The sequence below is a fragment of the Streptomyces sp. NPDC101165 genome, assembly GCF_044768135.1.
Lineage (GTDB): Bacteria > Actinomycetota > Actinomycetes > Streptomycetales > Streptomycetaceae > Streptomyces.
In genome coordinates this window covers 161,706-184,244 of sequence record NZ_JBIWPG010000008.1, presented here as the reverse complement: position 1 = coordinate 184,244, position 22,539 = coordinate 161,706, and the positions used below count along the sequence as shown (strand labels likewise).

At 72.0% G+C, this 22,539-nt stretch carries 23 protein-coding genes; 12 read left to right on the top strand and 11 right to left on the bottom strand.

Translation table 11 applies throughout. The features are described 5' to 3' along the window. Positions 1-51 precede the first annotated feature (51 nt). From panB to ACIRVH_RS18950, 3 genes are all read left to right on the top strand, one after another. Complete coding sequence (panB, locus tag ACIRVH_RS18960; protein ID WP_403954406.1) at positions 52-918, top strand: 3-methyl-2-oxobutanoate hydroxymethyltransferase; 867 nt, start codon at positions 52-54, stop codon at positions 916-918. 210 nt (positions 919-1,128) lie between these two features. Then, positions 1,129-2,154, top strand: a complete 1,026-nt coding sequence (locus ACIRVH_RS18955; protein WP_403954403.1) for an ATP-binding cassette domain-containing protein — start codon at positions 1,129-1,131, stop codon at positions 2,152-2,154. After that, positions 2,151-3,026, top strand: a complete 876-nt coding sequence (locus ACIRVH_RS18950; protein WP_403954400.1) for an ABC transporter permease — start codon at positions 2,151-2,153, stop codon at positions 3,024-3,026. Before ACIRVH_RS18955 ends, ACIRVH_RS18950 begins: the two co-directional genes overlap by 4 nt. A 55-nt stretch (positions 3,027-3,081) precedes the next feature. Here ACIRVH_RS18950 and ACIRVH_RS18945 read toward each other — a convergent pair whose 3' ends face one another. Both ACIRVH_RS18945 and ACIRVH_RS18940 read right to left on the bottom strand, forming a co-directional pair. Beyond that, positions 3,082-6,342 (bottom strand): BTAD domain-containing putative transcriptional regulator, encoded by a 3,261-nt coding sequence (locus tag ACIRVH_RS18945; RefSeq protein WP_403954397.1) that lies wholly within the window; start codon positions 6,340-6,342, stop codon positions 3,082-3,084. Between the two features lie 33 nt (positions 6,343-6,375). After that, positions 6,376-6,873, bottom strand: a complete 498-nt coding sequence (locus tag ACIRVH_RS18940; RefSeq protein ID WP_403954394.1) for a DUF6578 domain-containing protein — start codon at positions 6,871-6,873, stop codon at positions 6,376-6,378. 105 nt (positions 6,874-6,978) lie between these two features. Between ACIRVH_RS18940 and ACIRVH_RS18935 the strand changes: the two genes are divergently transcribed. Continuing rightward, positions 6,979-7,779, top strand: a complete 801-nt coding sequence (locus ACIRVH_RS18935) for a site-2 protease family protein (protein ID WP_403954391.1) — start codon at positions 6,979-6,981, stop codon at positions 7,777-7,779. Here the strand turns inward: ACIRVH_RS18935 and ACIRVH_RS18930 are convergent. The 3 genes from ACIRVH_RS18930 to ACIRVH_RS18920 form a co-directional block, all read right to left on the bottom strand. Further along, complete coding sequence (locus tag ACIRVH_RS18930; RefSeq protein ID WP_403954388.1) at positions 7,769-7,960, bottom strand: hypothetical protein; 192 nt, start codon at positions 7,958-7,960, stop codon at positions 7,769-7,771. The genes ACIRVH_RS18935 and ACIRVH_RS18930 overlap by 11 nt on opposite strands. Before the next feature lie 54 nt (positions 7,961-8,014). Further along, positions 8,015-8,728 (bottom strand): NADPH-dependent F420 reductase, encoded by a 714-nt coding sequence (gene npdG, locus ACIRVH_RS18925; protein ID WP_403954385.1) that lies wholly within the window; start codon positions 8,726-8,728, stop codon positions 8,015-8,017. 143 nt (positions 8,729-8,871) lie between these two features. After that, on the bottom strand, positions 8,872-9,945 hold the full coding sequence (locus ACIRVH_RS18920; protein WP_403954382.1) for an exo-alpha-sialidase: 1,074 nt from the start codon (positions 9,943-9,945) through the stop codon (positions 8,872-8,874). A 115-nt stretch (positions 9,946-10,060) separates the two neighbouring features. Here ACIRVH_RS18920 and ACIRVH_RS18915 point away from each other — a divergent pair, with 115 nt between their 5' ends. Then, complete coding sequence (locus ACIRVH_RS18915) at positions 10,061-10,657, top strand: hypothetical protein (RefSeq protein WP_403954379.1); 597 nt, start codon at positions 10,061-10,063, stop codon at positions 10,655-10,657. Positions 10,658-10,701: 44 nt separating this feature from the next. Next, positions 10,702-11,979 carry an MFS transporter gene (locus tag ACIRVH_RS18910; protein WP_403954376.1) on the top strand — a complete coding sequence of 426 codons (1,278 nt, stop codon included), beginning with the start codon at positions 10,702-10,704 and terminating at the stop codon, positions 11,977-11,979. Here the strand turns inward: ACIRVH_RS18910 and ACIRVH_RS18905 are convergent, their stop codons facing one another. Beyond that, on the bottom strand, positions 11,980-12,219 hold the full coding sequence (locus ACIRVH_RS18905; protein WP_403954374.1) for a hypothetical protein: 240 nt from the start codon (positions 12,217-12,219) through the stop codon (positions 11,980-11,982). It abuts the gene before it with no gap. A gap of 58 nt (positions 12,220-12,277) precedes the next feature. Between ACIRVH_RS18905 and map the strand changes: the two genes are divergently transcribed. Further along, on the top strand, positions 12,278-13,135 hold the full coding sequence (gene map / locus ACIRVH_RS18900) for a type I methionyl aminopeptidase (protein WP_403954372.1): 858 nt from the start codon (positions 12,278-12,280) through the stop codon (positions 13,133-13,135). A 123-nt stretch (positions 13,136-13,258) separates the two neighbouring features. Beyond that, on the top strand, positions 13,259-13,906 hold the full coding sequence (locus ACIRVH_RS18895; protein WP_403954370.1) for a heme oxygenase (biliverdin-producing): 648 nt from the start codon (positions 13,259-13,261) through the stop codon (positions 13,904-13,906). On the opposite strand, the gene ACIRVH_RS18890 is transcribed toward ACIRVH_RS18895, so the two are convergent. Both ACIRVH_RS18890 and ACIRVH_RS18885 read right to left on the bottom strand, forming a co-directional pair. Further along, complete coding sequence (locus ACIRVH_RS18890; protein WP_403954368.1) at positions 13,903-14,547, bottom strand: PhzF family phenazine biosynthesis protein; 645 nt, start codon at positions 14,545-14,547, stop codon at positions 13,903-13,905. The two genes, ACIRVH_RS18895 and ACIRVH_RS18890, sit on opposite strands and share 4 nt — an antisense overlap. Beyond that, the gene (locus tag ACIRVH_RS18885) at positions 14,544-15,431 is read right to left on the bottom strand and encodes a hypothetical protein (RefSeq protein WP_403954365.1); all 888 of its coding nucleotides are present in this window, start codon (positions 15,429-15,431) and stop codon (positions 14,544-14,546) included. The genes ACIRVH_RS18890 and ACIRVH_RS18885 overlap by 4 nt, the downstream gene beginning before the upstream one ends. A 185-nt stretch (positions 15,432-15,616) precedes the next feature. Between ACIRVH_RS18885 and efeO the strand changes: the two genes are divergently transcribed. The 4 genes from efeO to ACIRVH_RS18865 are packed head-to-tail and all read left to right on the top strand — an operon-like array spanning position 15,617 to position 19,878. After that, positions 15,617-16,753 carry an iron uptake system protein EfeO gene (gene efeO / locus ACIRVH_RS18880; protein WP_403954363.1) on the top strand — a complete coding sequence of 379 codons (1,137 nt, stop codon included), beginning with the start codon at positions 15,617-15,619 and terminating at the stop codon, positions 16,751-16,753. A 13-nt stretch (positions 16,754-16,766) separates the two neighbouring features. Then, a complete protein-coding gene (efeB, locus tag ACIRVH_RS18875; protein ID WP_403954360.1) occupies positions 16,767-18,047 on the top strand; it encodes an iron uptake transporter deferrochelatase/peroxidase subunit in 1,281 nt (426 codons plus the stop codon). A gap of 3 nt (positions 18,048-18,050) precedes the next feature. Further along, on the top strand, positions 18,051-18,923 hold the full coding sequence (gene efeU / locus ACIRVH_RS18870; RefSeq protein ID WP_403954358.1) for an iron uptake transporter permease EfeU: 873 nt from the start codon (positions 18,051-18,053) through the stop codon (positions 18,921-18,923). After that, complete coding sequence (locus ACIRVH_RS18865; RefSeq protein WP_403954355.1) at positions 18,883-19,878, top strand: hypothetical protein; 996 nt, start codon at positions 18,883-18,885, stop codon at positions 19,876-19,878. The genes efeU and ACIRVH_RS18865 overlap by 41 nt, the downstream gene beginning before the upstream one ends. Positions 19,879-19,990: 112 nt before the next feature. Here the strand turns inward: ACIRVH_RS18865 and ACIRVH_RS18860 are convergent, their stop codons facing one another. The 3 genes from ACIRVH_RS18860 to ACIRVH_RS18850 form a co-directional block, all read right to left on the bottom strand. Next, positions 19,991-20,728 (bottom strand): bifunctional DNA primase/polymerase, encoded by a 738-nt coding sequence (locus ACIRVH_RS18860; protein ID WP_403954353.1) that lies wholly within the window; start codon positions 20,726-20,728, stop codon positions 19,991-19,993. 117 nt (positions 20,729-20,845) lie between these two features. Next, on the bottom strand, positions 20,846-21,460 hold the full coding sequence (locus ACIRVH_RS18855) for a TetR/AcrR family transcriptional regulator (protein WP_403954350.1): 615 nt from the start codon (positions 21,458-21,460) through the stop codon (positions 20,846-20,848). Between the two features lie 76 nt (positions 21,461-21,536). Further along, positions 21,537-22,532, bottom strand: coding sequence for a small ribosomal subunit Rsm22 family protein (locus ACIRVH_RS18850; RefSeq protein ID WP_403954348.1), 996 nt, complete (start codon positions 22,530-22,532; stop codon positions 21,537-21,539). Positions 22,533-22,539 lie beyond the last annotated feature (7 nt).

The following is a 22,539-nucleotide window of genomic DNA, read 5'->3' as shown; positions in this document are numbered from 1 at the left end:
GATCCGGGGACGCCGTCAGGGCGCCTCGAGATGACTGAAGGAGCCGTTGCCATGACGCAGCTTTCGGCTGCCCAGAACAAGCCTTCCGACGGCAGCAAGGCGCTGTACGGGGGGAAGGGCACTCGCCGCATCACCGTCCGCGACATCGCCCTCGCCAAGGAACGCGGCGAGAAGTGGCCCATGCTCACCGCCTACGACGCGATGACCGCGTCCGTCTTCGACGAGGCCGGGATCCCGGTCATCCTGGTCGGCGACTCGGCGGGCAACTGTCACCTCGGGTACGAGACCACCGTGCCCGTCACCCTCGACGAGATGAGCATGCTGTCGGCGGCCGTCGTACGTGGCACCCAGCGCTCCCTGATCGTCGGCGACCTGCCCTTCGGCTCGTACCAGGAGGGCCCGGTGCAGGCACTGCGCTCGGCGACCCGGCTGGTGAAGGAGGCGGGCGTCGGAGCGGTCAAGCTGGAGGGCGGCGAGCGCTCGCACGAGCAGATCCGGCTCCTCGTCGAGTCCGGCATCCCGGTGATGGCGCACATCGGGCTGACCCCGCAGTCCGTCAACGCGATGGGCTACCGCGTCCAGGGCCGGGGCGAGGAGGCGGCGGCGCAGCTGCTGCGTGACGCGAAGGCCGTGCAGGACGCGGGCGCGTTCGCGGTGGTGCTGGAGCTGGTTCCGGCGGAGCTGGCGGCCGAGGTGACGCGGGTGCTGCACATCCCGACCGTGGGCATCGGCGCCGGGTCGGAGACGGACGCGCAGGTGCTGGTGTGGACCGACATGCTCGGACTGACGTCCGGTCGCGTCCCGAAGTTCGTGAAGCAGTACGCGAACCTGCGTGAGGTCATGGGCAACGCGGTGAAGGAGTTCGCCGAGGACGTCGTCGGCGGAACGTTCCCGCTCGAGGAGCACTCCGTCCACTAGCCACTGCGGCAACACCCCGGACAGCCCGCCGACCGTCCCCCGTCGGCGGGCTGTCCCCCTATGTGTGCCTGAGCCGGTGCCGCTCTCGCGGAGGTGGTTGCTCGCCGTCGTGGTCGCTCAATTGATGGTTGCGGTGGTCGTCGGCATGTTGTCGGTGGCTGTCGGCGGCCTGTCGGTGGTTTGTCGGTGGGGCCTGGCACCTTCATGGGCATGACGCGAATCGAACACAACCCCGTCGGCGGAAGCCACGCCGTGACGGTGCGGGGACTGGTCAAGCACTACGGCGAGACCAAGGCGCTGGACGGGGTCGACCTGGATGTGCGGGAGGGCACGGTGATGGGGGTGCTCGGGCCGAACGGCGCCGGGAAGACCACCCTCGTACGGATCCTCTCCACCCTGATCACGCCGGACGCCGGGCAGGCCACCGTGGCCGGGTACGACGTCGTACGCCAGCCCCGGCAGCTGCGCCGGGTGATCGGCCTGACCGGGCAGTACGCCTCGGTCGACGAGAAGCTGCCCGGCTGGGAGAACCTCTACATGATCGGGCGGCTGCTCGACCTCTCCCGCAAGGACGCCCGCGCCCGCGCCGACGAGCTGCTGGAGCGGTTCTCGCTGACGGAGGCCGCCAGGCGCCCGGCGAGCACGTACTCCGGCGGCATGCGGCGGCGGCTGGACCTGGCCGCCTCGATGATCGGCCGGCCGGCCGTCCTGTACCTCGACGAACCGACCACCGGGCTCGACCCGCGCACCCGCAACGAGGTGTGGGACGAGGTCAAGGCGATGGTCGGTGAGGGGGTCACCGTGCTGCTCACCACCCAGTACATGGAGGAGGCCGAGCAGCTCGCCTCCGAGCTGACCGTCGTGGACCGCGGGAAGGTCATCGCGAACGGCGGCATCGAGGAGCTGAAGGCCAGGGTCGGCGGGCGCACGCTGCGCGTGCGGCCGTTGGACCCGCTGCAGCTGCGGCCCCTCGCCGCCATGCTGGACGAGCTGGGCATCACCGGGCTCGCGGCCACCACCGTGGACCCCGAGTCCGGGACGCTGCTGGTGCCGATCCTCAGCGACGAGCAGCTGACCGCCGTGGTCGGCGCTGTCACCGCGCGCGGCATCACGATCTCCTCCATCACCACCGAACTGCCCAGCCTGGACGAGGTGTTCCTGTCCCTCACCGGCCACCGTGCCGGTGCCCCGCAGGACGTCACGCCCGCCGAGACCCGCGAGGAGGTCGCCGTATGAGCTCCCACCCGTCGCCCACCACCACCCTGAACGAGGCGCTTCGCGCCGCCCCTTCCAACACCCTTACCCCGACCGCCGCTGCGAAGACCGACGCGCCCATCCCGCTGCGTGCCCACCTGCGCCACACCGGCGCGCTCATCCGCCGCAACCTGCTGTGGATCCGGCAGGACCCGGAGTCGATGTTCGACGCCATCCTGTTCCCGGTCATCTTCACCCTGCTGTTCGTGTACGTCTTCGGCGGCTCCATCGGGCAGTCCCTGGGCGGCGGTCAGGAGCGGTACGTGCAGTACGTCGTGCCCGGCCTGATGGCCATGATGGGCATGAACATGGCCCAGGGCGTGGGCACCGGCTTCAACCAGGACTTCAACTCCGGTGTCATGGACCGCTTCCGGTCCCTGCCGATCGGGCGCGGCTCCGTGCTGTTCGCCAAGATCGCGGTGGAGCTGATGCGGATGCTCTTCGCGACCGTCGTGCTGATGATCGTCGGCGTGCTCGTGGGCTTCCACATCACCAACTGGCCGGGGCTGCTCGCCTCGGTGGGCCTGTCCGCGCTGTTCGGCTCGGCCCTGATGTGGGTGTTCCTCACCCTCGGCGTGGTGATGAAGAGCGCGCAGTCCGTGCAGGCCATGGGCTTCCTGGTGCTGATGCCGCTGCAGTTCGGCTCGTCGATCTTCGCGCCGACCCGCTCGATGCCGGGCTGGCTGCAGAACTTCACCGACTACAACCCGCTGTCCGCCCTGGCGGACGCCGCGCGCGGCCTGATGGTCGGCGGACCGGTCGCACACGGTCTGTGGGTGACCCTGCTCTGGTCGGCCGGCCTCACCGCGGTGATGGCCCCGGTCGCGATCCACAAGTTCCGCACGAAGAGCTGACGTACCAAGAGCAGACGTACCAAGAGCAGACGTACGAAGAGCCGCGCTCAGCGGCTCACAGCAGGGCGGTGGCCTCCGCGAGGGAGAGGCCACCGCCCTCGGCGTATGCGGCCGCGTACGCGGGGCCGTCGAGCGTCTCGCGGATCCGGGACTCGGTCAGCTCGTACGTCCGGCGCTCCAAGCCGGAGGAGACGTGCTCGGCCGGCAGCAGGGCGTCCGCGGCGGCCAGGCAGCGGGCGGCGTCGGCGGCGCGGGTGCCGCCGTCCAGGCTCGCCAGGGCCATCGCCCCGATGGTGAGGCAGATGGAGCCCAGATGCGGGGTGACCACCCGGGACAGCGGGTCGTCGGCCCGCCGCAGTGCCGTGCGGACCCGGTCCAGTGACTCCTCGGAGCGGCGGTCGAGGGCGTCCAGCCAGGCGTCCTGGCTGAGGATCATGACGTCGAAGACGACGAAGTGCGCGATCGTGAACTCCTCGCGCAGCAGCCGGAGTTGCTCACGCGCCTCCTCGATGCGCTCGGTCAGGCCGAGCCAGGCGGCGAGGAAGAGCCGGGCGGCCGGCATCGCCTCGTTGACGGCGCCCTCCTGGTTGGCGATGACGTCCCGCAGCATGCGCTCGCCGCGTTCGGTGTCGCCCCCCTCCAGGAGCACGCTGCCGAGCCGGGCCCGGAGCACGGCCATCTGGGCGCGGGCGCCGAGGCGTTCGGCGTGCACGATGGCCGCCTCGTAGTCGGCGGCGGCCGTGCGGTAGGCGCCCTTGCGTTCGTTGGCCTCGCCGCGCGCCGACAGCGCCTCGGCGATGCCCCACCGGTCGCCGAGGCGGCGGAAGATCTCCAGGGCCTCGTCGGCGTCGCGGGTGGCGTCGCCCGCCCAGGCGGTGCGGTTGGCGAGCAGGTTGGCGCGCAGCTGCAGGGCGCCGGCCAGCTCCCACTCGAAGCCGGGGGTGTCCCGGCAGGTCCGTATGGTGGCGTCGGAGATCGTGCGCATCCGGTCCGCGCCGTCGGTGAGGATGACGGCGTAGAACCATATGGCGCCCGGGGCGCGGCAGGTCTGCGGCAGGCCGGGCTCGTAGACCTGGGCCATGACCCGCAGCTTGGCCTGGGCCTCGGGGGTCTGCCAGCTGTTGATCTCGGTGTCCATGCAGGCGAGATGGGCGAGGTGGACGCCGCGCCGGGCCTCGGCGAGGAGTTCGCCGGTGAACGGGGGCGGGGTGTCGGTGCAGCGCTCCCAGACGGGGAGGGCGGGGCGGACCGGCTCGGCGAACGGGTCGGGGCCGAGGGCCATGGCCTCCTCGCACCAGGTGCGGCACTCGATGCGCAGGTCGCGCATCTGCCAGTACCAGACCAGGGACAGCACCAGGCTGAGCGCCTCCTGCTCGTCGCCGAGGGCGACGGCGTGCCGCAGGGCGGTGCGCAGGTTCTCGTACTCCAGTTGGAACCTGTCGATGGCGGCGCGCTGCTCGCTGCCCCGCAGCAACGGGTCGGTGGTGCGGGCGAGTTCGCGGTAGTAAGTCAGATGGGCGCGCTCGGCCCCGGCCCGGCGCCCGGTCTCGTCCAGCCGTTCGGCCGCGTACTCGGCGACGGTCTCCAGCAGCCGGTAGCGCATCCCGCCGTCCGCCGACGGGGAGGCCACGACCAGGGACTTGTCGACCAGGGAGCCGAGCGCGTCCAGGGCGGCCGGGCCGCACACGCCCTCGGCGGCGGCCAGGTCGCAGCCGCCCGCGAAGAGCGACAGCCGGCACAGGACGTCCCGTTCGTCCGCGTCGAGCAGGTCCCAGGACCAGTCCACGACGGCGCGCAGGGTCTGCTGGCGGGGCAGCACGGTGCGGCTGCCGCTGGTGAGCAGCCGGAAGCGGTCGTCCAGCCGGCCGGCTATCTGGCGCGGGGTCAGCATGCGCAGGCGGGCGGCCGCCAGCTCGATGGCGAGGGGCAGCCCGTCGAGCCGCCGGCAGATCTCGGCACAGGCCTCGGGGTCTTCGTCCAGGCGGAATCCGGGCCGGGCCGCGGCACCTCGCTCGGCGAACAGCCGCAGCGCGACCGGCTCGGGCAGCGGCTCCACGGGACGCACCAACTCCCCGGGCACGCCGAGCGGTTCGCGGCTGGTGGCGAGCACGGTCAGCTGCGGGCAGCGGGCCAGCAGCCGCTCGGCCAGCCGGGCGGCCGCCTCGACGACATGCTCGCAGTTGTCGAGGATCAGCACCATCCGGCGGCGGGCGCAGTACTCCACGAGCCGGTCGATCGGGTCGTCCACGTCGGTGATCGCGCGCATGGCCTCGACGCCGGCGCCGTGCAGCACGGTCTCGCGGGCGCCGATCGCGGTCAGCACGGCCTGCGGTACGGCGTCCGGGTCGTCGACGGGCGCCAGTTCGGCCAGCCACACCCCGTCCCGGGCGGTGTGCCGTACGGCCTCGGCGGCCTCCTGGGACAGCCGGGTCTTGCCCGCTCCGCCGGGCCCGAGCAGCGTGACCAGCCGAGCCGCCGCGAGGTCGGCGCCGATGGCCGCGATGTCGGCCTCCCGGCCGACGAAGGAGGTGAGCCGGGCGGGCAGGTTACCGAGGGCGGCGGGCGGCGCGGGCTGCGGTTCCCGCTCGGCCTCGGTGAGCAACTCGGTGTGCAGGGCGCGCAGTTCGGGGCCGGGGTCGGAGCCGAGCCGGTCCGCGAGGAGCTCGCGTACCTCCTCGTAGGCGGCCAGCGCCTGGGCCGGGCGGCCCGCGTCCCGCAGGGCGCGCAGCCGCAGTGCCTGGAGCGGCTCGTCCAGGGGATGGCTGTCGCACAGCGCCGCCAGCTCGGGCAGGGACTGCTCGGCGTGGCCGAGGGCGAGGGCGGCGGTGTGCCGGGCGCGCAGAGCGTCGAGGCGGCGGGTCTCCCAGCGGGCCGCGTCGGCGGTGTGGTCGGGCAGGTCGGCGAGGGCGGGGCCGCGCCACAGGGCGAGCGCGTCGTCCAGGACGGCGGCGGCCTTGGCGGGGTCGCCGTCGGCCAGGGCGCCGAGGCCCTCGCCGGTCAGCCGGTCGAACCGGCCCAGGTCGATGTCGTCGGGGGCGGCGGCGAGCCGGTAGCCGCCCTCGGCGGAGGCGACCGCGTCGGCGCCGAGGGCCCTGCGCAGTCGGCCGACCAGCGCCTGCAGCGCGCCCGTGGCGTCGGCGGGCGGCTCGGCACCCCACACCTCGTCCACCAGCAGGTCGGTCGGGACGGTCCGGCCGGCCCGCAGCGCGAGCACGCTCAGCAGGGCACGCAGGCGCGCCCCGCCTACCGGGACGGGCGTGCCGTCGGGGCGGAGTGCCTGGGTGGGGCCGAGGAGGCGGTAGCGCACGGGGTTCATTGTCTCCGGAGCGGTCGGTACGGGTCACCGGGTTCAGGCGGCGTGCCGCCCGGGACCTCCGGCGTCGTCCGGGATTTCCAGGGTGACGAGGACGCCGACGGCGCGGCGGACGCGATAGGGCACCCGGCGCGGTGGCTGTTCCTCGTCCTCGAAGCCGCCGAACCACCTCGGGCAGCTGTCGACGGGCTCCAGGGTCCGTGCGCCGGGCACCGGCTCCAGACTGCGCCCGGTCGACCGGAAGACCACCGTGCCGGGCTCCAGATCGGCGAGCGCGGCGCGTTCCGCGGCGCGCGGATCGTGGTGCGCGGCGTACTCCTGGTGCACCAGGTCGATGGAGCGCACGCGGCCGACGGTCTTGTGCTTCGGGCCCCCGTGGTTCTCCACCCACGCCTCGGCGCCGTGCCAGTGGTCGTTCCCGGCCTCCTCCCCCTCGACGGCGACCAGCCGCCAGCCGACCTCCTGGCCCACGCTGAACGGCTTGCCGCAGCACTCCATCTGCCAGTCCTCGTAGAACACCCTCATCAGTGCCATTCCCCCACCCTCCTGGAACCGGACGGCCACCGCGAGACGTTTTCCTCCTGAGTCCCCGGCCGGTACGGTCGGCCTCCCGACCGTACCCGCCCCCTGGAGCCGCTCATGACGACCGCCACCACCCGCCGCGGCGAGCGCCGGATCAGCCCCGTGTTCCTCGGGATCGCGGCCGTCACGGCGGTGACCGGCTGGGCCACCTGGACCGGGTTCGCCGAGCAGCCGGGTATCGCGGTGTTCCTGTTCGTGACGGCGGCCTGGATCGTCTCCCTGTGCCTGCACGAGTACGCGCACGCGCGCACCGCCCTGCACAGCGGGGACATCACGGTCGGCGCGAAGGGCTACCTGACGCTGAACCCGCTGAAGTACACGCACGCGCTGCTGAGCATCGTGCTCCCGGTGCTGTTCGTGATCATGGGCGGGATCGGCCTGCCGGGCGGTGCGGTCTTCATCGAGCGCAGCCGCATCCGGGGCCGCTGGCGGCACAGCCTGATCTCGGCGGCGGGCCCGCTGACCAACGTGCTGTTCGCCGCGGTGTGCACGGCGCCCTTCTGGCTGCACGCGCTGGACGGGGTCCCCCGCGACTTCCGTTACGCGCTGGCGTTCCTCGCCTTGCTCCAGGTGACGGCGGCGATCCTGAACTTCCTGCCGGTGCCGGGCCTGGACGGGTACGGGGTGATCGAGCCGTGGCTGTCGTACCAGGTGAAGCGGCAGGTGGAGCCGTTCGCGCCGTTCGGGCTGCTGTTCGTGTTCGCGCTGCTGTGGGTGCCGTCGATCAACAGCGCGTTCTTCGACGCGATCGACGCGATCCTGCGCGGGCTGGGCATCGACGGCTTCTCCCGCGCCTGCGGCTACGAGCTCTACCGCTTCTGGCGCGGCACCCCGGAGATCTGCACGATCAGCCCGTGACCGACTTGCCCTGCGCCGCGGTGGCCCGGCCGCGCTTGACGTAGTACCAGGTCATGTTGGACGACAGGCCCGCCAGCAGCACCCAGACGATCCCCAGCCAGCTGCCCTGGACGAACGAGACGACCGCGGCCGCGACGGCGAGGAGGCAGACGGCGAGGGTGTAGAGAGCGATGCGGGGCATGGGGTCGGCTCCTTGCGGGGGACACTGCTACGACGACCAGTGTCCCCCATGCCCTCAGACGTCCGTGACGCGGAGCCCGGCGTGTGCCTTGTAGCGGCGGTTGACGGAGATCAGGTTCGCCACCAGCGACTCGACCTGGTGGGCGTTGCGCAGACGGCCCGCGAAGACGCCGCGCATGCCGGGGATGCGCCCGGCAAGCGCCTGGACGATCTCCACGTCGGCGCGCGCCTCGCCGAGCACCATCACGTCGGTGTCGATCTCCTCGATGTCCGGGTCCTGGAGCAGCACGGCCGACAGGTGGTGGAAGGCAGCGGCGACCCGGGAGTCCGGCAGCAGGGCGGCGGCCTGCTGCGCCGCGCTGCCCTCCTCCGGCTTCAGCGCGTAGGCGCCCTGCTTGTCGAAGCCCAGCGGATTCACGCAGTCGACGACGAGCTTGCCGGCCAGTTCCTCGCGCAGGGACTCCAGCGTCTTGCCGTGGCCGTCCCACGGTACGGCGACGATCACGATGTCGCTGCGGCGCGCGGTCTCCGCGTTGTCGGCGCCCTCGACGCCGTACCCCAGCTCCTCGGCGGCGGCCCGGGCGCGCTCGGTGGCGCGCGAGCCGATGATCACCTTCTGACCGGCCCGGGCGAGCCGGTAGGCGAGGCCCTTGCCCTGCGGGCCGGTGCCGCCGATCACGCCGACGACCAGCCCGGAGACGTCGGGCAGGTCCCAGGGGTCCTTGGCGGGGGCCTTCGCGGGAGTCTGTGCGCTGTCGGTAGAGGTCATGGGCCGACTCTAGTGCCCCGGCAGGCAACGTTTGCCCGTCGAGGAGCGGCGTCCGGTGCGTGCGGCGAGAGGGCGTGCCGGGCGTCGCGACGGGGCGAACGTTGCCTGTCGGGGCACTGGTCCGTGGGGCGGACGGCACCGGGTCAGGTGAGCCGCGTCACGGGCACCCGGCGGAAGGTGATGGTCTCGTAGGCGCTGAAGTCCCCTGTCTCGTAGAGGAGTCCGACCGTGCCGCGGTCGACGCGGACCAGGTCGGAGTAGGCGGCGGGCAGTCCGTCCACGGAGAGGGCCTTGCGCCAGGTGGTGCCGCCGTCGCCGGAGACGCGGAGGGTCATCAGGGCGCGGGCGGCGGGGTCGGCCGGGGCGGAGAGGAGCAGCAGGTCGGGATCGCGGAGCTGCAGGACGGAGGCCTCGCAGACCGGGGTGGTGAGTCCGGCCTGCGGGCGGAAGGGCTTCACCAGCGTCCTGCCGCCGTCCCTGGAGTGGGCGTCGGCCCGGTTGCCGGGCGCCGGCGAGTCGTTGCGGGTGTTGAAGTAGACGCGGCCGTCAAGGAGTTCGGCGGCCGTGGTCTCGTTCACGTTGATGTAGCCGTCGGTGTTCTCGTCCAGGTAGCCGAGGTACCAGGTCTCGCCGCGGTCGTCGCTGAGCAGGCAGTGGCCGCTGTTGTACCTGGCCTCGGCGCCGGTGTCGGTGCCGGTGGGCGGCAGGGTGTGGTTGCCGGGGACGAGTACCCGGCCGGAGCGGAGCTGGAGGGCGTGGCCAGGGGTGGTGGCGTACCAGCGCCAGCCGGGCTTCTTCACCTGCGCGGTGATCTCCTTCGGCTTGGACCAGGTCGCGCCGTCGTCGTCGCTGTGCTGCACCCACACCCGGCGGCCGTCGGCGTCGCTGATCTGCCCGCGCAGGATGGCGGCCTCGGTGGCGCCGGCCGCGGCACGGACGTGCACGAGCAGGATGCGGCCGGTGTCGAGGACGACGGGGGCGGGGTTGCCGGCGAGGTTCTTCCCGTTGCTCGCGGCGACCCGCAACGGGCCCCAGGTGCGGCCGCCGTCCGTGGACCGCTTCAGCACGATGTCGATGTGCCCGTGGTCGGCGGCGGAGTCGACCCGCCCCTCGCAGAAGGCGAGCAGCGTGCCCTTGTGAGTGGCCACGACGGCCGGGATGCGGAAGCCGGCGTAGCTCTCCTGGCCGGCGCGGAAGGGGACGGACACGTCGGTCATGGGGGCGGCTCCTCACACGGAAACGGACAGTGACGGGCCGTCAACATCCCCAGGTTGGGCGAATTCGGGGTGAACTCCGCGTCACGAGTGACCGGTTGGGGCAGGATGCGGGCGCATGGACGCCGTACGGGTCGCGCTGCTGCGCGAAGTACTCGCCGGGACCGAGTGGTTGGGGGCCACCCGGCGGTTCGCGGGCGTGATGCGCGGGTCCGTGGTGGCGCACGGGGGCGGACTGCTGCTGGTGGGCACGCCCGAGTACGAGCCCTGGCATCTGGCCGCGCATCTGGTGGACGAGGCGGCCTGGTCCGGCACTCCCGAGCTGGCTCCGACCCTCGTACGACACCACGCGCGCCCCTCCGATCCCGCGCACCTCGCTGTCGGACCCGGCCGGATCGAGGAGGCACGGCGCGGCGAGACCCTGCTCGTGGTCGCCCCCGAGGAGCCCGCGGAGCTGCTGGAGCGGGTGCACGCGGCACGGCGGGCCGGGGTGACGGTACTGGCGCTCGGCGCGGGCGGGCCCGAGCTGTCCGCGATGGCCCACGACACGCTGGCCGTACCCGAGGGGGCGGAGCTGGACCTGGACAGCGTGCAGCACCTGGTCACTGCGGCGGCCGGCGAGAACGGAGGCTCTCCGAGGGTCCGCCGGGGCTTCCGCGACCGTCTGTCGAGGCTGGCGGAGATTCTTACGGCACCGCCGGCTGCCCCCTGGTGAGAAAAGCAGTTGCCCCAGCCTCCCCCCGAGCCGAGCATGCCGAAGTGGCTTCAGCTCTCCTCCCCGACCTCGCCCCCTGGAAGGCCTCCGCCGACTTCCGCAGACTCTGGGCATCAGGTCTCATCAGCAACTTCGGCAGTTTCCTGACCTTCGTCGCCGTGCCGGTCCAACTGAAGGACCTCACCGGCTCGGCGGCAGCCGTGGGCGCGATCGGAGCCGTGGAGCTGATCCCCCTCATCGTCTTCGGCCTGTACGGCGGCGCCCTCGCGGACGCACTCGACAAACGCCGGCTGATCGTGTGGACGGAGGCCGGCCAGGGCCTCCTCAGCGCAGCCCTGCTGGTCAACGCCTTGCTGCCCAGCCCCGCCGTCTGGCCGCTCTACCTCGTCGCAGCCCTCTCCTCCGCACTGGTCTCGGTACAGCGCCCCGCCCTGGACTCCCTGCTCCCCCGGATCGTCGCCCACGACCACCTGCCCGCGGCGTCCTCCCTGAACTCCCTGCGCTGGACGGTCGGCGGAGTGGCCGGACCGGCGATCGCGGGCGTGGTCGTCGCCTACGCCGGCCTCGGCTGGGCCTACGCCGCCGACCTGCTGACGTTCGCCGTGTCCCTGCTGTTCATCGTCCGCATCGCCCCCTCCCCCGCCTCCCACGAGGCCGCGAAGCCGAACCTGCGGGCCATCGCCGAGGGCGCCCGCTATGCCTGGAGCCGCAAGGAACTCCTCGGCACCTACGTCGTCGACCTCGCCGCGATGTTCCTGGCCATGCCCCTCGCCGTCCTGCCGTTCCTCGCCGACGAGCTGCACGCCGAGTGGGCGCTCGGCCTGATGTACGCGGCCGTCCCGCTGGGCGCGATGGTGGTCGGCCTGACCAGCGGCTGGACCTCCCGGGTGCACGGGCACGGACGCATGGTGGTGCTGTCGGCCGCGCTGTGGGGCGTGGCGGTCGCGGCCGCGGGAGTCGTCGGCAACGTGTGGCTGGTGCTGCTGCTCCTGACCGTCGCCGGCGGCTGCGACATGGTCAGCGGGGTCTTCCGGGCCGCGATGTGGAACCAGACGATCCCCGACGAACTGCGCGGCCGCCTCGCCGGCATCGAACTGCTGTCGTACTCGGTGGGCCCGACGCTGGGCCAGGTCCGCTCGGGCGGGGTCGCCGCGTGGGCGGGCGTACGCACGTCCGTGTGGTCGGGCGGACTGCTGTGCGTGGGCGCGATGGGGCTGCTGGCCCTGTGTCTGCCGGGGCTGATGACCTACGACGCCCGGACCAACGAGCACGCGGTGCGGCTGCGCGAGCAGCGCACCGCCACCGCACCCACGCAGGTGTGATCAGTCCTGGTCGGCGTCCTGGTCACCGCGTGCCGAGGCGTCGTGCCAGCGGGGGTCGGTGTCCCACTCCAGGTTGCGCTCGGCCGCCGTGTCCATGGCGCGCTGGGCCTCCTCCCGGGAGGCGTACGGCCCGAAGCGGTCCTTGCCCGGGCACTCCGGGCCCTCTTCGACCTTCTTGTGCTCCAGGCAGTAGTACCACTCGCCCGGCTTACCGACGGTGCGCTTCTTGAACAGGGGCATGAACAGCTCCTCTCGCCACGGCCATGTTCCCCCATGCCCGCTGGTTAGACTCGCTGGCATGTCTGGCCAGTCGCTGCTCGTACCAGGGGAGCTGTCTCCCACCCGTTCGGTACCCGGAAACATCCGCCGCCCCGAGTACGTCGGCAAGCCCGCGCCGACGCCGTACACCGGACCGGAGGTGCAGACCCCCGAGACCGTCGAGGCGATGCGCGTCGCCGGCCGTATCGCCGCGCAGGCGATGGCGGAGGCCGCGAGGATCATCGCGCCGGGTGTGACCACCGACCAGCTGGACAAGGTGGCCCACGCGTACATGTGCGACCACGGCGCCTACCCGTCCACGCTCGGCTACCGCGGCTTCCCGAAGTCGCTGTGCACCTCGGTCAACGAGGTCATCTGCCACGGCATCCCGGACTCGACGGTCCTCAACGACGGCGACATCGTCAACCTGGACGTGACGGCGTACATCGGCGGGGTGCACGGTGACAACAACGCCACGTACCTCGTCGGTGACGTGGACGAGGAGTCGCGGCTGCTGGTGGAGCGGACCCGGGAGTCACTCAACCGGGCGATCAAGGCGGTCCGGCCGGGCCGGCAGATCAACGTCATCGGCCGGGTCATCGAGTCGTACGCCAAGCGCTTCGGCTACGGGGTCGTACGGGACTTCACCGGGCACGGCATCAGCTCGTCGTTCCACTCGGGCCTGATCATCCCGCACTACGACAGCCCGCACGCGACGACCGTCATGCAGCCCGGCATGACCTTCACCATCGAGCCGATGCTGACGCTGGGCACGCACGAGTACGACATGTGGGACGACGGCTGGACGGTCGTGACCAAGGACCGCAGGCGGACGGCCCAGTTCGAGCACACGCTGGTCGTGACGGACACGGGCGCGGAAATCCTCACCCTGCCGTAAACCACCGCCACCTTCCCGCAGCCCGCCCTGACCCCCGGGGGCGGGCTTTTCGCTGCCCGGATGTTTTTCCGACAGCCTGTCGGTAAACTTACCGACAGCAGGTCGGCAAACCGAGGAGAGCCCATGGAGTCGTTCTCGTCCCTCATCCGCACCGCGTCCCACGAGCAGCACGTGGAGGCGGAGACGTCGACGTTCATGAGCGACCTGCTGGGCGGCCGGCTGGGCGTGACCGCGTACGCCCGCTACACGGAGCAACTGTGGTTCGTGTACGAGGCGTTGGAGAGCACGGCCGGGCGGCTGGCGGCGGATCCGGTGGCGGGTCCTTTCGTGCGCCCCGAGTTGTTCCGGCTGGCCGCGCTGGAGCGGGACCTGGCGCACCTGCGGGGGTCCGGATGGCGAGCGGGACTGAGCGCGCTCCCGGCGACGCGGGCGTACGCGGACCGGGTGCGGGAGTGCGCCGAGCGCTGGCCGGGCGGGTACGTCGCCCATCACTACACCCGCTATCTCGGCGACCTCTCCGGCGGGCAGATCATCCGCGACCGGGCGGAGAGGGCGTGGGGCTTCGCCAGGAAGGGCGACGGGGTCCGCTTCTACGTGTTCGAGGGAATCCCCAACCCGGCGGCCTTCAAGCGTGACTACCGGGGCCTGCTGGACGGCGTCTCCGCGGACGACCTGGAGAAGCAGCGCATCGTGGCCGAGTGCAGGAAGGCGTTCGCGCTGAACACCGCCGTCTTCCGGGCCCTGGGCGAGGAGTTCCCGCTGAGCGCCTAACGCTCCAGGAAGACCCGCCCCCCGATCTCCACCCACCCGTGCGGCTGAGGCGCCGTGAGGATCTGGGACCCCCTGCCCTGCGTGATGTTCAGCGCCCGCCCCAGCTGGTCGGTGAGGAGCAGCGCCGCCGCACCGGTCGCCTCGTCCTCCCCGATCCCGTCATCACGGCCGGGAAAGCCACGGGCTCGAATCCGCCCTGCCGCCTCGTCCTCCCACGCCCAGGCGTAGACCCACTCACCGGGCGGCGGCACGTCGAGGGCGTCGACCTCGGCGGCGGTGGAGTACTGGCGCAGGGTGCGCGGCGGCGCCCACTCCGCGCGGGCCTCGATCCAGCTGAACTCGCCGTCCAGCCGGGCACCCACCAGCCCGGCGGGCGTGACCAGTTCGGGCACGTCCAGCAGCCAGGCCGTGCCGACGCACGGGTGACCGGCGAAGGGCAGACGCAGGGTGGGGGTATAGATGTCGATCACCCCGCGCTCGGGGTCGTCCACGAACACGGTCTCACTGAACCCGAGTTTCGCGGCGAACTCCTGCCGCTCACTCCGCTCGGGCACCACCGATCCGTCCCGGACGACACCGAGTTCGTTGCCGTAGCCGCCGTTCGGCGCACAGAACACACGGAGCACGTCGTAATCAGTCACTCCGGAATTGAAACATCGTGGCGCGAGCGAAGCGCGTCCCAGGCGGGGGCGCCACCCGGGAGGGGCCAGGAGCGGGTGGGGGCCGGCTCGTACGGCAGCGAGGACATGACGTCGCCGTACGCCCGTACCAGCGTGTCCCGCTGCCGCTCGGTGTCGGGGTCGGCGGGGCGGGCGGTCAGCCGCTCCATCCCCCGCTCGTGTCCCCGGGTCACTTCGTCGGCGGTCCGGCGCCAGTCCTCCTCGTCCGGCAACCGGGTCAGGACGACGCAGGGCGGGGTCCGGCCTTCCGCGAGGGACGCGACGGCCCGGTCGTGGCCGTCCAGGATCATCCAGCCGTCGAGGAGTGTGACCCACCACAGGAAAACCGGCGCGAGCGTGCCCTCGCGCGCGTGCTTCCGGTACGCCTTCACCCGTGGGTCGTCCTCCGGCGACAGCGGTCGCAGCGGTACGACGCCCTCCCAGCCGCCACGGCACCAGTCCAGGTGGCCGCCGGGCCAGTCCCGCAGGAAGTCGCCCCACCAGACGTAGGTCGGAAACCGGTGGCGCTCCCCGAGGAGCCACCACCCGTTGTGCAGGGGCCCGTCCTGGGGCGCCTCCTCCAGCCAACGCGCGTACTGGTGGACCCAGTTGCCCGGTCGGCGCTGCCGCGCCGAGCGGGGCGGCGGCAGCGGTGAGCGGTAGCCCGCAAGGCGGTGCACGAAGAGCCCCTCCCGCGAGCAGCCGCCCTGTTCCTCGCGGCCCAGCAGCACCGGCCGCTCCCCCTGCCGCAGCAGCAGCCGACCACCGGGCGCGCACTCGAAGCGCAACGACGGAGGATCCGGCCGGTCCCGTACGTCCAGCACGATGCCACCGGCCCCCAGCAGCTCCCTGCGCACACTCCCCATACCCCCCACCCTCCCATCACTTGACTTTCCCTTTACCTTTCCTTGGGATCTCTTTTGAGACGTCGAGATCAAGCCGTGCCTGTGAGATTTCCGTGAGAGCTGAATCACGACCCGGGCGGGTATTGGTGAGGTAAGCCTCATGTAAGTTAGGCCAGCCTCACCACACCGCCCCGCTTGGAGCCTGCATGCGAGCCGTCCGACTCACCGTCACCGCCGCCGCCACCGTGGCCGCTCTGACCGCCCTCTCGGCGTGCACGGCGAAAAGCGACGCCAAGGACGGCGACGCGATCCAGGTGACCGCCGCCGACTCGAAGTGCGAAACCTCCGCCAAGTCGGTCCCGGCCGGGCAGGTCACGCTGAAGATCGAGAACAAGGGGTCGAAGGCCACCGAGGTCGAGATCCTGTTCCCGGACGACCGGATCGTCTCCGAGAAGGAGAACATCGGCCCGGGCACCAAGTACACGCTGACCGCCGAGGTCAAGGCGGGCTCGTACGAGATCGCCTGCGTCCCGGGCATGAGGGGCAAGGGCGTCCGGCAGAAGCTCACGGTCACCGGCTCCGGCAAGGTCGCCAAGCGGGACCCGCAGCTGGACAAGGCGGTCGCCGACTACCGCTCCTACGCCCAGGAGCAGGCCGACGCCACGCTGCCGCTCGTCGAGACCTTCGTGAAGGCGATCAAGGACGGCGACGTCGAGGCCGCCAAGAAGGCGTACGCCCCCTCGCGCCTCGGCTGGGAGCGCACCGAGCCGGTCGCCGAGTCCTTCGGTGACATCGACCCGAAGGTCGACGTCCGCGAGGACGGCCTGGAGGACGGTCAGAAGTGGACCGGCTGGCACCGCCTGGAGAAGGCGCTCTGGGCGGACAAGAAGATCGGTGCCGAGGAGAAGACCCTCGCCGACCAGCTGGTGACCGACCTGAAGGACTGGCAGGGCCGGGTCGGCAAGGCCGAGATCACGCCGACCTCCATGGCCAACGGCGCCAAGGAGCTGCTCGACGAGGTCGCCACCGGCAAGGTCACCGGTGAGGAGGAGCGCTACTCGCACACCGACCTGGTCGACTTCAAGGCCAACGTCGAGGGCGCGCAGAAGTCGTTCGAGCTGCTGAAGCCGGTCGCGCAGAAGAACGACGCCGCGCTGGCCACCGAGCTGGACAAGCAGTTCGCGGCGCTGAACACGCTGCTCGACAAGTACCGCACGGACAAGAACTCGTACGACTTCACCTCGTACGACAAGGTCGGCAAGGCCGACCAGAAGCAGCTCTCGGACGCGGTGAACGCGCTCGCGGAGCCGCTGTCCAAGCTCGCCGCCGCGGTTGTGAAGTAAGGGGAGACGCGTCATGACCGAGACCCGGGAAAGCCAGGACAGCCAGGACAGCCAGGGCGGCTCCTCCCCCTCGCGCCGGACGCTGATCGGCTGGGGTGGTGCCGGCCTCGCGCTCGGTGCCGCCGCGGCCGGCGGTGCCGTGGCTGCGGCCAAGGCGGGCAACGACGTGGAACCGGCCGCCGCCGAGGTGGGCGCCGCCGTGGAGTTCCACGGCGCCCACCAGGCCGGCATCGCCACGCCGGTGCAGGACCGGCTGCACTTCGCCGCGTTCGACGTGAAGACCGAGGACCGCGCCGAGTTCGTGCAGATGCTGAAGGACTGGACCGAGGCCGCGCGCCGGATGACCGCCGGGAAGGCGGTCGGCGAGGGCGCGTACGGCGGGCTCGCCGAGGCGCCGCCGGACGACACCGGTGAGGCCCTGGGCCTGAAGCCCTCGCGGCTGACGCTCACCATCGGCTTCGGACCGTCGTTCTTCGACAAGTTCGGACTGTCCGGCAAGCGTCCCGAGGCGCTGGTCGACCTGCCCCAGTTCCCGGGCGACAACCTCGACAGGACGCGCACCGACGGCGACCTGTGCGTCCAGGCCTGCGCGGACGACCCGCAGGTCGCCGTGCACGCCATCCGCAACCTGGCCCGCATCGGCTTCGGCAAGGTCGCCATCCGCTGGTCCCAGCTCGGCTTCGGCAAGACCTCGTCGACGACTCCGGACGCCCAGACGCCCCGCAACCTCATGGGGTTCAAGGACGGCACCCGCAACATCGCGGGCATCGAGACGGACCGGCTGAAGAAGTTCGTGTGGGTCGGCGAGGGCGACGGCACGCAGTGGATGACCGGTGGGTCGTACCTGGTCGCCCGGCGCATCCGCATGCACATCGAGACCTGGGACCGGACCCCGCTGCAGGAGCAGGAGGACATCTTCGGCCGCGACAAGGGCGAGGGCGCCCCGGTCGGCAAGGCCAAGGAGCACGACAAGCCGTTCCTGAAGGCGATGAAGCCGGACGCGCACGTGCGCCTCGCGCACCCCGAGTCCAACAACGGCATCACGATCCTGCGCCGGGGCTACTCCTTCACCGACGGCACCGACGGCATGGGCCGCCTGGAAGCGGGCCTGTTCTTCCTGGCCTACCAGCGTGACGTGCGCAAGGGGTTCATCCCGCTGCAGCGGCAGCTGTCGGCCAAGGACGCGCTCAACGAGTACATCCAGCACGTGGGTTCGGCCGTCTTCGCCGTCCCGCCCGGTGTCCGGGGCAAGGACGACTGGTGGGGCCGCACGCTGTTCTCCGAGGAGGCGTAACCCGTGTTCTCCAACTACCTGATCGGCCTGCGTGAGGGCCTGGAGGCGTCGCTCGTCGTCTGCATCCTCATCGCCTACCTGGTGAAGACGGACCGCAGGGACGCCCTGAAGCCGATCTGGATCGGCATCGGCATCGCGGTCGCCATCGCGATGGGCTTCGGCTGCGCCCTCGAATTCGGCTCGCAGGAGCTGACGTTCGAGGCGCAGGAGGCGCTGGGCGGCTCGCTGTCCGTCGTCGCCGTCGTCCTGGTGACCTGGATGGTGTTCTGGATGCGGCGCACCGCCCGGCACCTGAAGTCCGAGCTGCACGGCAAGCTGGACGCGGCCCTCGCCATGGGCACGGGCGCGCTGGTCGCCACCGCGTTCCTGGCCGTCGGCCGGGAGGGCCTGGAGACCGCCCTGTTCGTGTGGGCCTCGGTGCACGCGGCGAGCGACGGCACCCCGCGCCCGCTGATCGGCGTGGCCCTCGGCCTCGCCACGGCGGTCGTCCTCGGCTGGCTGTTCTACCGGGGCGCGCTGAAGATCAACCTGGCCAAGTTCTTCACCTGGACCGGCGGCATGCTGGTCGTGGTCGCGGCGGGCGTGCTCGCGTACGGCTTCCACGACCTGCAGGAAGCCAACTGGATCCCGGGCATCCGGGACCTGGCCTTCGACATCAGCGACACGATCGAGCCGGACAGCTGGTACGGCACGCTGCTGAAGGGCGTGTTCAACTTCCAGCCCGACCCGACCGTGGTCCAGGTCACGGTGTGGCTGCTGTACCTGATCCCGACACTCGCGATCTTCCTCGCCCCGGTAGGGTTCGCCTCCGGGAAGGGGAAGGTGAAGGCACCTCATGACCAGGGAACGCAGCCGTCGAAGGCTCCGCAGGCGTGACCGGAACGGACTCATAGCGGTCTCACTGACCGTCATGTCACTGACGGCGAGCGGATGTGTGGTGGTGCACGGGGAGCGCGAGATGCTTCCCGCCACCACCCGCGCCGAGGCCGCCAAGGCGCTCACCCAGTTCACGGACGCGTACAACAAGGCCGACAAGGCCTACGACCGCTCCCTGGACAAGGACCATGTCACCGGCGCCCTCGCCGACATCGACGGCGCCCGGCTGAAGGCCGGGCACGCCAACAGCCCGTCGGGCAACGCGCATCACGTGCAGCTCACGCTGACGGACGCCCATTTCACGATCCCGAAGAAGGCCGGCTGGCCGCGCTGGTTCGTCGCGGACGCCAAGGGCAACCTCGGAAGCAGCAACGCCCGTTGGCTGCTGGTGTTCACCCGCAACGACCTCGGCGACCCGTGGCGGGTGGCCTATCTGACGCTGGTCGCGGCCGGTGACGTACCGGAGTTCAAGAAGGACAAGGACGGCTGGGCCGAGGCCGTGCCCGCCGACTCCACGCAACTGGCCGTGGCCCCCGGCGACCTGAGCAAGGGCTACGCGGCCTATCTGAAGAACGCCGGCACGACGTTCGCGGACGGCCGGTACACCAGCGGCCTGCGCACGGACCGCAAGAAGCAGACGACGAAGCCGGGCCTGGTCCGGCAGTACATCGACGAGCCGCTGACCCGCGGCGACTACGCGCCGCTCGCGCTGCGCACGGCGGACGGCGGGGCGCTGGTCTTCTTCACCACGCACCACTACGAGAAGCAGACCGCTGCCGCGGGCACCTCCGTACCGACCCCGAACAAGGACGTGCAGGCCCTGACCAAGGGCGAGATGAAGCAGTCGCTGACGCTGGAGATCATCTCCAACGAGGCCGCCCTCGACCCGGCGGGCAGCGGTCCGGTGTCGATCCTGGGACGGGTCCAGGGCCTGACGGCGGCACAGGGCGAGTAGAACGCCCCAAAGGGGCGCGGGGAACTGCGCGACGAGCCACAACGGACCCGCAGCCGCCCGACGGCCTGTCGCGGCACCCCGTGAAGCGCCCGCCGCTCGACCCGCGGAGCGCTCAGTGCCGCAGCGGCCAGGCGGCGCCCGCGTGGTCGGCCTCCGCGCCGGCGTGGCGGGCGCAGGCGTCCGTGAGCACCTCCAGCAGGCTCAGCGGGTCGGGCAGCGCGTGCTCCGGGCCGCGGGCCCAGCGCACCTGCCGGTCGTCGCCGGGCAGCCGGGCGGGCGGTACGAGGACGTAGGAGCCGCGGCAGTGCCAGCGCAGCCCCGGGTGCTCGTCCATGGTCTCGGGGTGGCAGTCCAGCTCGCACGGCCACCACTCGTCCTCGTCCTCGGGGGTGCCCCGGGTGAGGGTGAAGAACAGCATGCGGCCGTCGTCGCTCTCGGTGACCGGACCGACCTCCACACCGGCGCCGAGGAGGCGGTCCAGCGCCTCCCGGCCGGCCTCCAGCGGCACGTCGAGGACGTCGTGCACCATGCCGGTGGCGGTGATGAAGTTGGCCTGCGGCTGGTGCCGGGCCCAGCGCTCGATCTGCGCGCGGTCCGTCGTGGACTGGGTCTGCCAGGCGAACGACACCGGGTGCCGGGCCGGGGTGGGACAGCCGACACGGTCGCAGGAACAGCGGTAGCCGGGGGCGGGGTGCGCGGCGGGCGCCAGGGGCAGTCCCGCGGTGGCGGCGGTGAGCAGCAGGGCCTCACGGCCGCCGTCGTCGGCGGCGGTCTCCTTCGGGCGGCGTCCGAGCAGCCACTGGGAGAGTTTGCCCTGCCGGCCGGACCGGCCGCCGAACGTCGCGCTCATCTATACGCCTCGCCTCGCTGGTGTCCGGACAGCATGCCCTATCGTCCCACCTTCCAATGCTTCGGGGGGCCGGAGCGGGGATCCGGAGGAACCGGACGAGACGTGCCTCACAGCACCTCAGCGGGGGGCGAGACCGTACAGGGCGTAGTCGACCAGGGTGTCCGTGTACGCGTGCGAGATCGGCCCGGTGTGCTGCAGCCAGCGCTGGGCGAGCGGTGAGACGAACAGCTCCAGGGCGATGCGCGGGTCGACATCGGGGCGTACCGCGCCGCTGTCCTGCGCGGAGCGCAGCCGGTCGACGTACAGCTGGAGCTGGGGTTCGAGGAGTTTGGTGACGAACTCGCGGCCGAGCTGCTCGTTGACCACGCCCTCGGCGGCCAGCGCGCGGCTGGGTGCCTCGAAGCGGGGGTCGTACAGCTCGTCGACGGTGGCCCGCAGCACCGCCTTGAGGTCGGCGGCGAGATCGCCGGTGTCCGGGATGGCGTACGGCTCCTGCCCCGCCGCCCGGGCCGCCTGCTCGCCGAGGTCCAGGAAGGCCTCCATCAGCACGTCCGCCTTCGACGCCCACCACCGGTAGATGGTCTGCTTGCCGACCCCGGCGCGGGCGGCGATCCCCTCGACGGTGGTCTTCGGGTATCCGACCTCGGCGACCAGGGCGAGGGCGGCGTCGTAGATCGCTCTGCGGGACTTCTCGCTGCGCCGGGTGGCGTCGGGGGCGGGCTTCTTGACCATGGGGTGACGCTACAAGCTCGGCCGGTTCAGCAGTGCGCCGGGAAGTGCCGCGCTGTGCCGTCGATCGGCTGCGGCGTCAGGGCGCTTCCTCCCGCGGCGGCCAGGCGTCGCCCCAGTCGGCGTCCCGGGCCGCCTTGTACAGGTCGCCGTGGCGCTTGGTGACCGTCGTGCGGCGCAACTGCTCGTCGGCCTCGCACAGGTCGAGGAGCACCTGGCCCTTGCGGATCTGCGGGCGCCGGACCACCCGGGCGGGGGCCGGCTCGGCGGGCAGCCGGGTGGCGGCGACGTAGCTGAACTTCTCGTCCTCGTACGCCAGGGAGCCGCCCTTGACCTGGCGGTGCAGAGAGGAGCGGCTGACCCGGGCGGAGAAGTGGCACCAGTCCGTGCCGGGGACGATGGGGCAGGCGGCGCTGTGCGGGCAGGGCGCGGCGACGCGGAACCCGGCGCGGACGAGGCGGTCACGGGCCTCGATGACCCGGGCGTAGCCGGCGGGGGTGCCGGCCTCCACGATCACGACGGACTGGGCGGCGGCCGCGGCCGCGTCGACGAGGGAGGTGCGGTCGGCCTCGGCGAGTTCGTTGAGGACGTACGACACCGTGACGAGGTCGGCGCTGTCGAGGCTGAGCGCCGTGCCGATCCGGGCCCGCTGCCAGCGGGCGTCCCGCAGCGCGGGGTTGGCTTCGGCGATCTCCCGGCCGAGGGCGAGTGCGGGCTCGGCCCAGTCCAGCACGGTGACGCTGCGCTCGCCGGGCCAGGTTGCGGTGACGGCCCAGGTGGCGGCGCCGGTGCCACCGCCGACGTCGACGTGGCTGCCGGGCGTCCAGTCGGGCACGGCGTCCGCGAACGCCTCCAGCGCCGAGCGGACCGCCTCGAAAGTGGCCGGCATGCGGTAGGCGGCGTACGCGGCGACGTCGGCGCGGTCGCGCAGGATCGGGGCGTCGGTCGGGGTGGCCCCGCGGTAGTTGGCGATCAGCCGTTCCACGGCGCCGGCGGCCTGCGATGGCGGTAGCCCCGCGAGCAGGTCGGCAAGGGTGGCGCGGAGTTGCTCGGCCGGGCGTACGGGGTCGTTCACCCGGCGA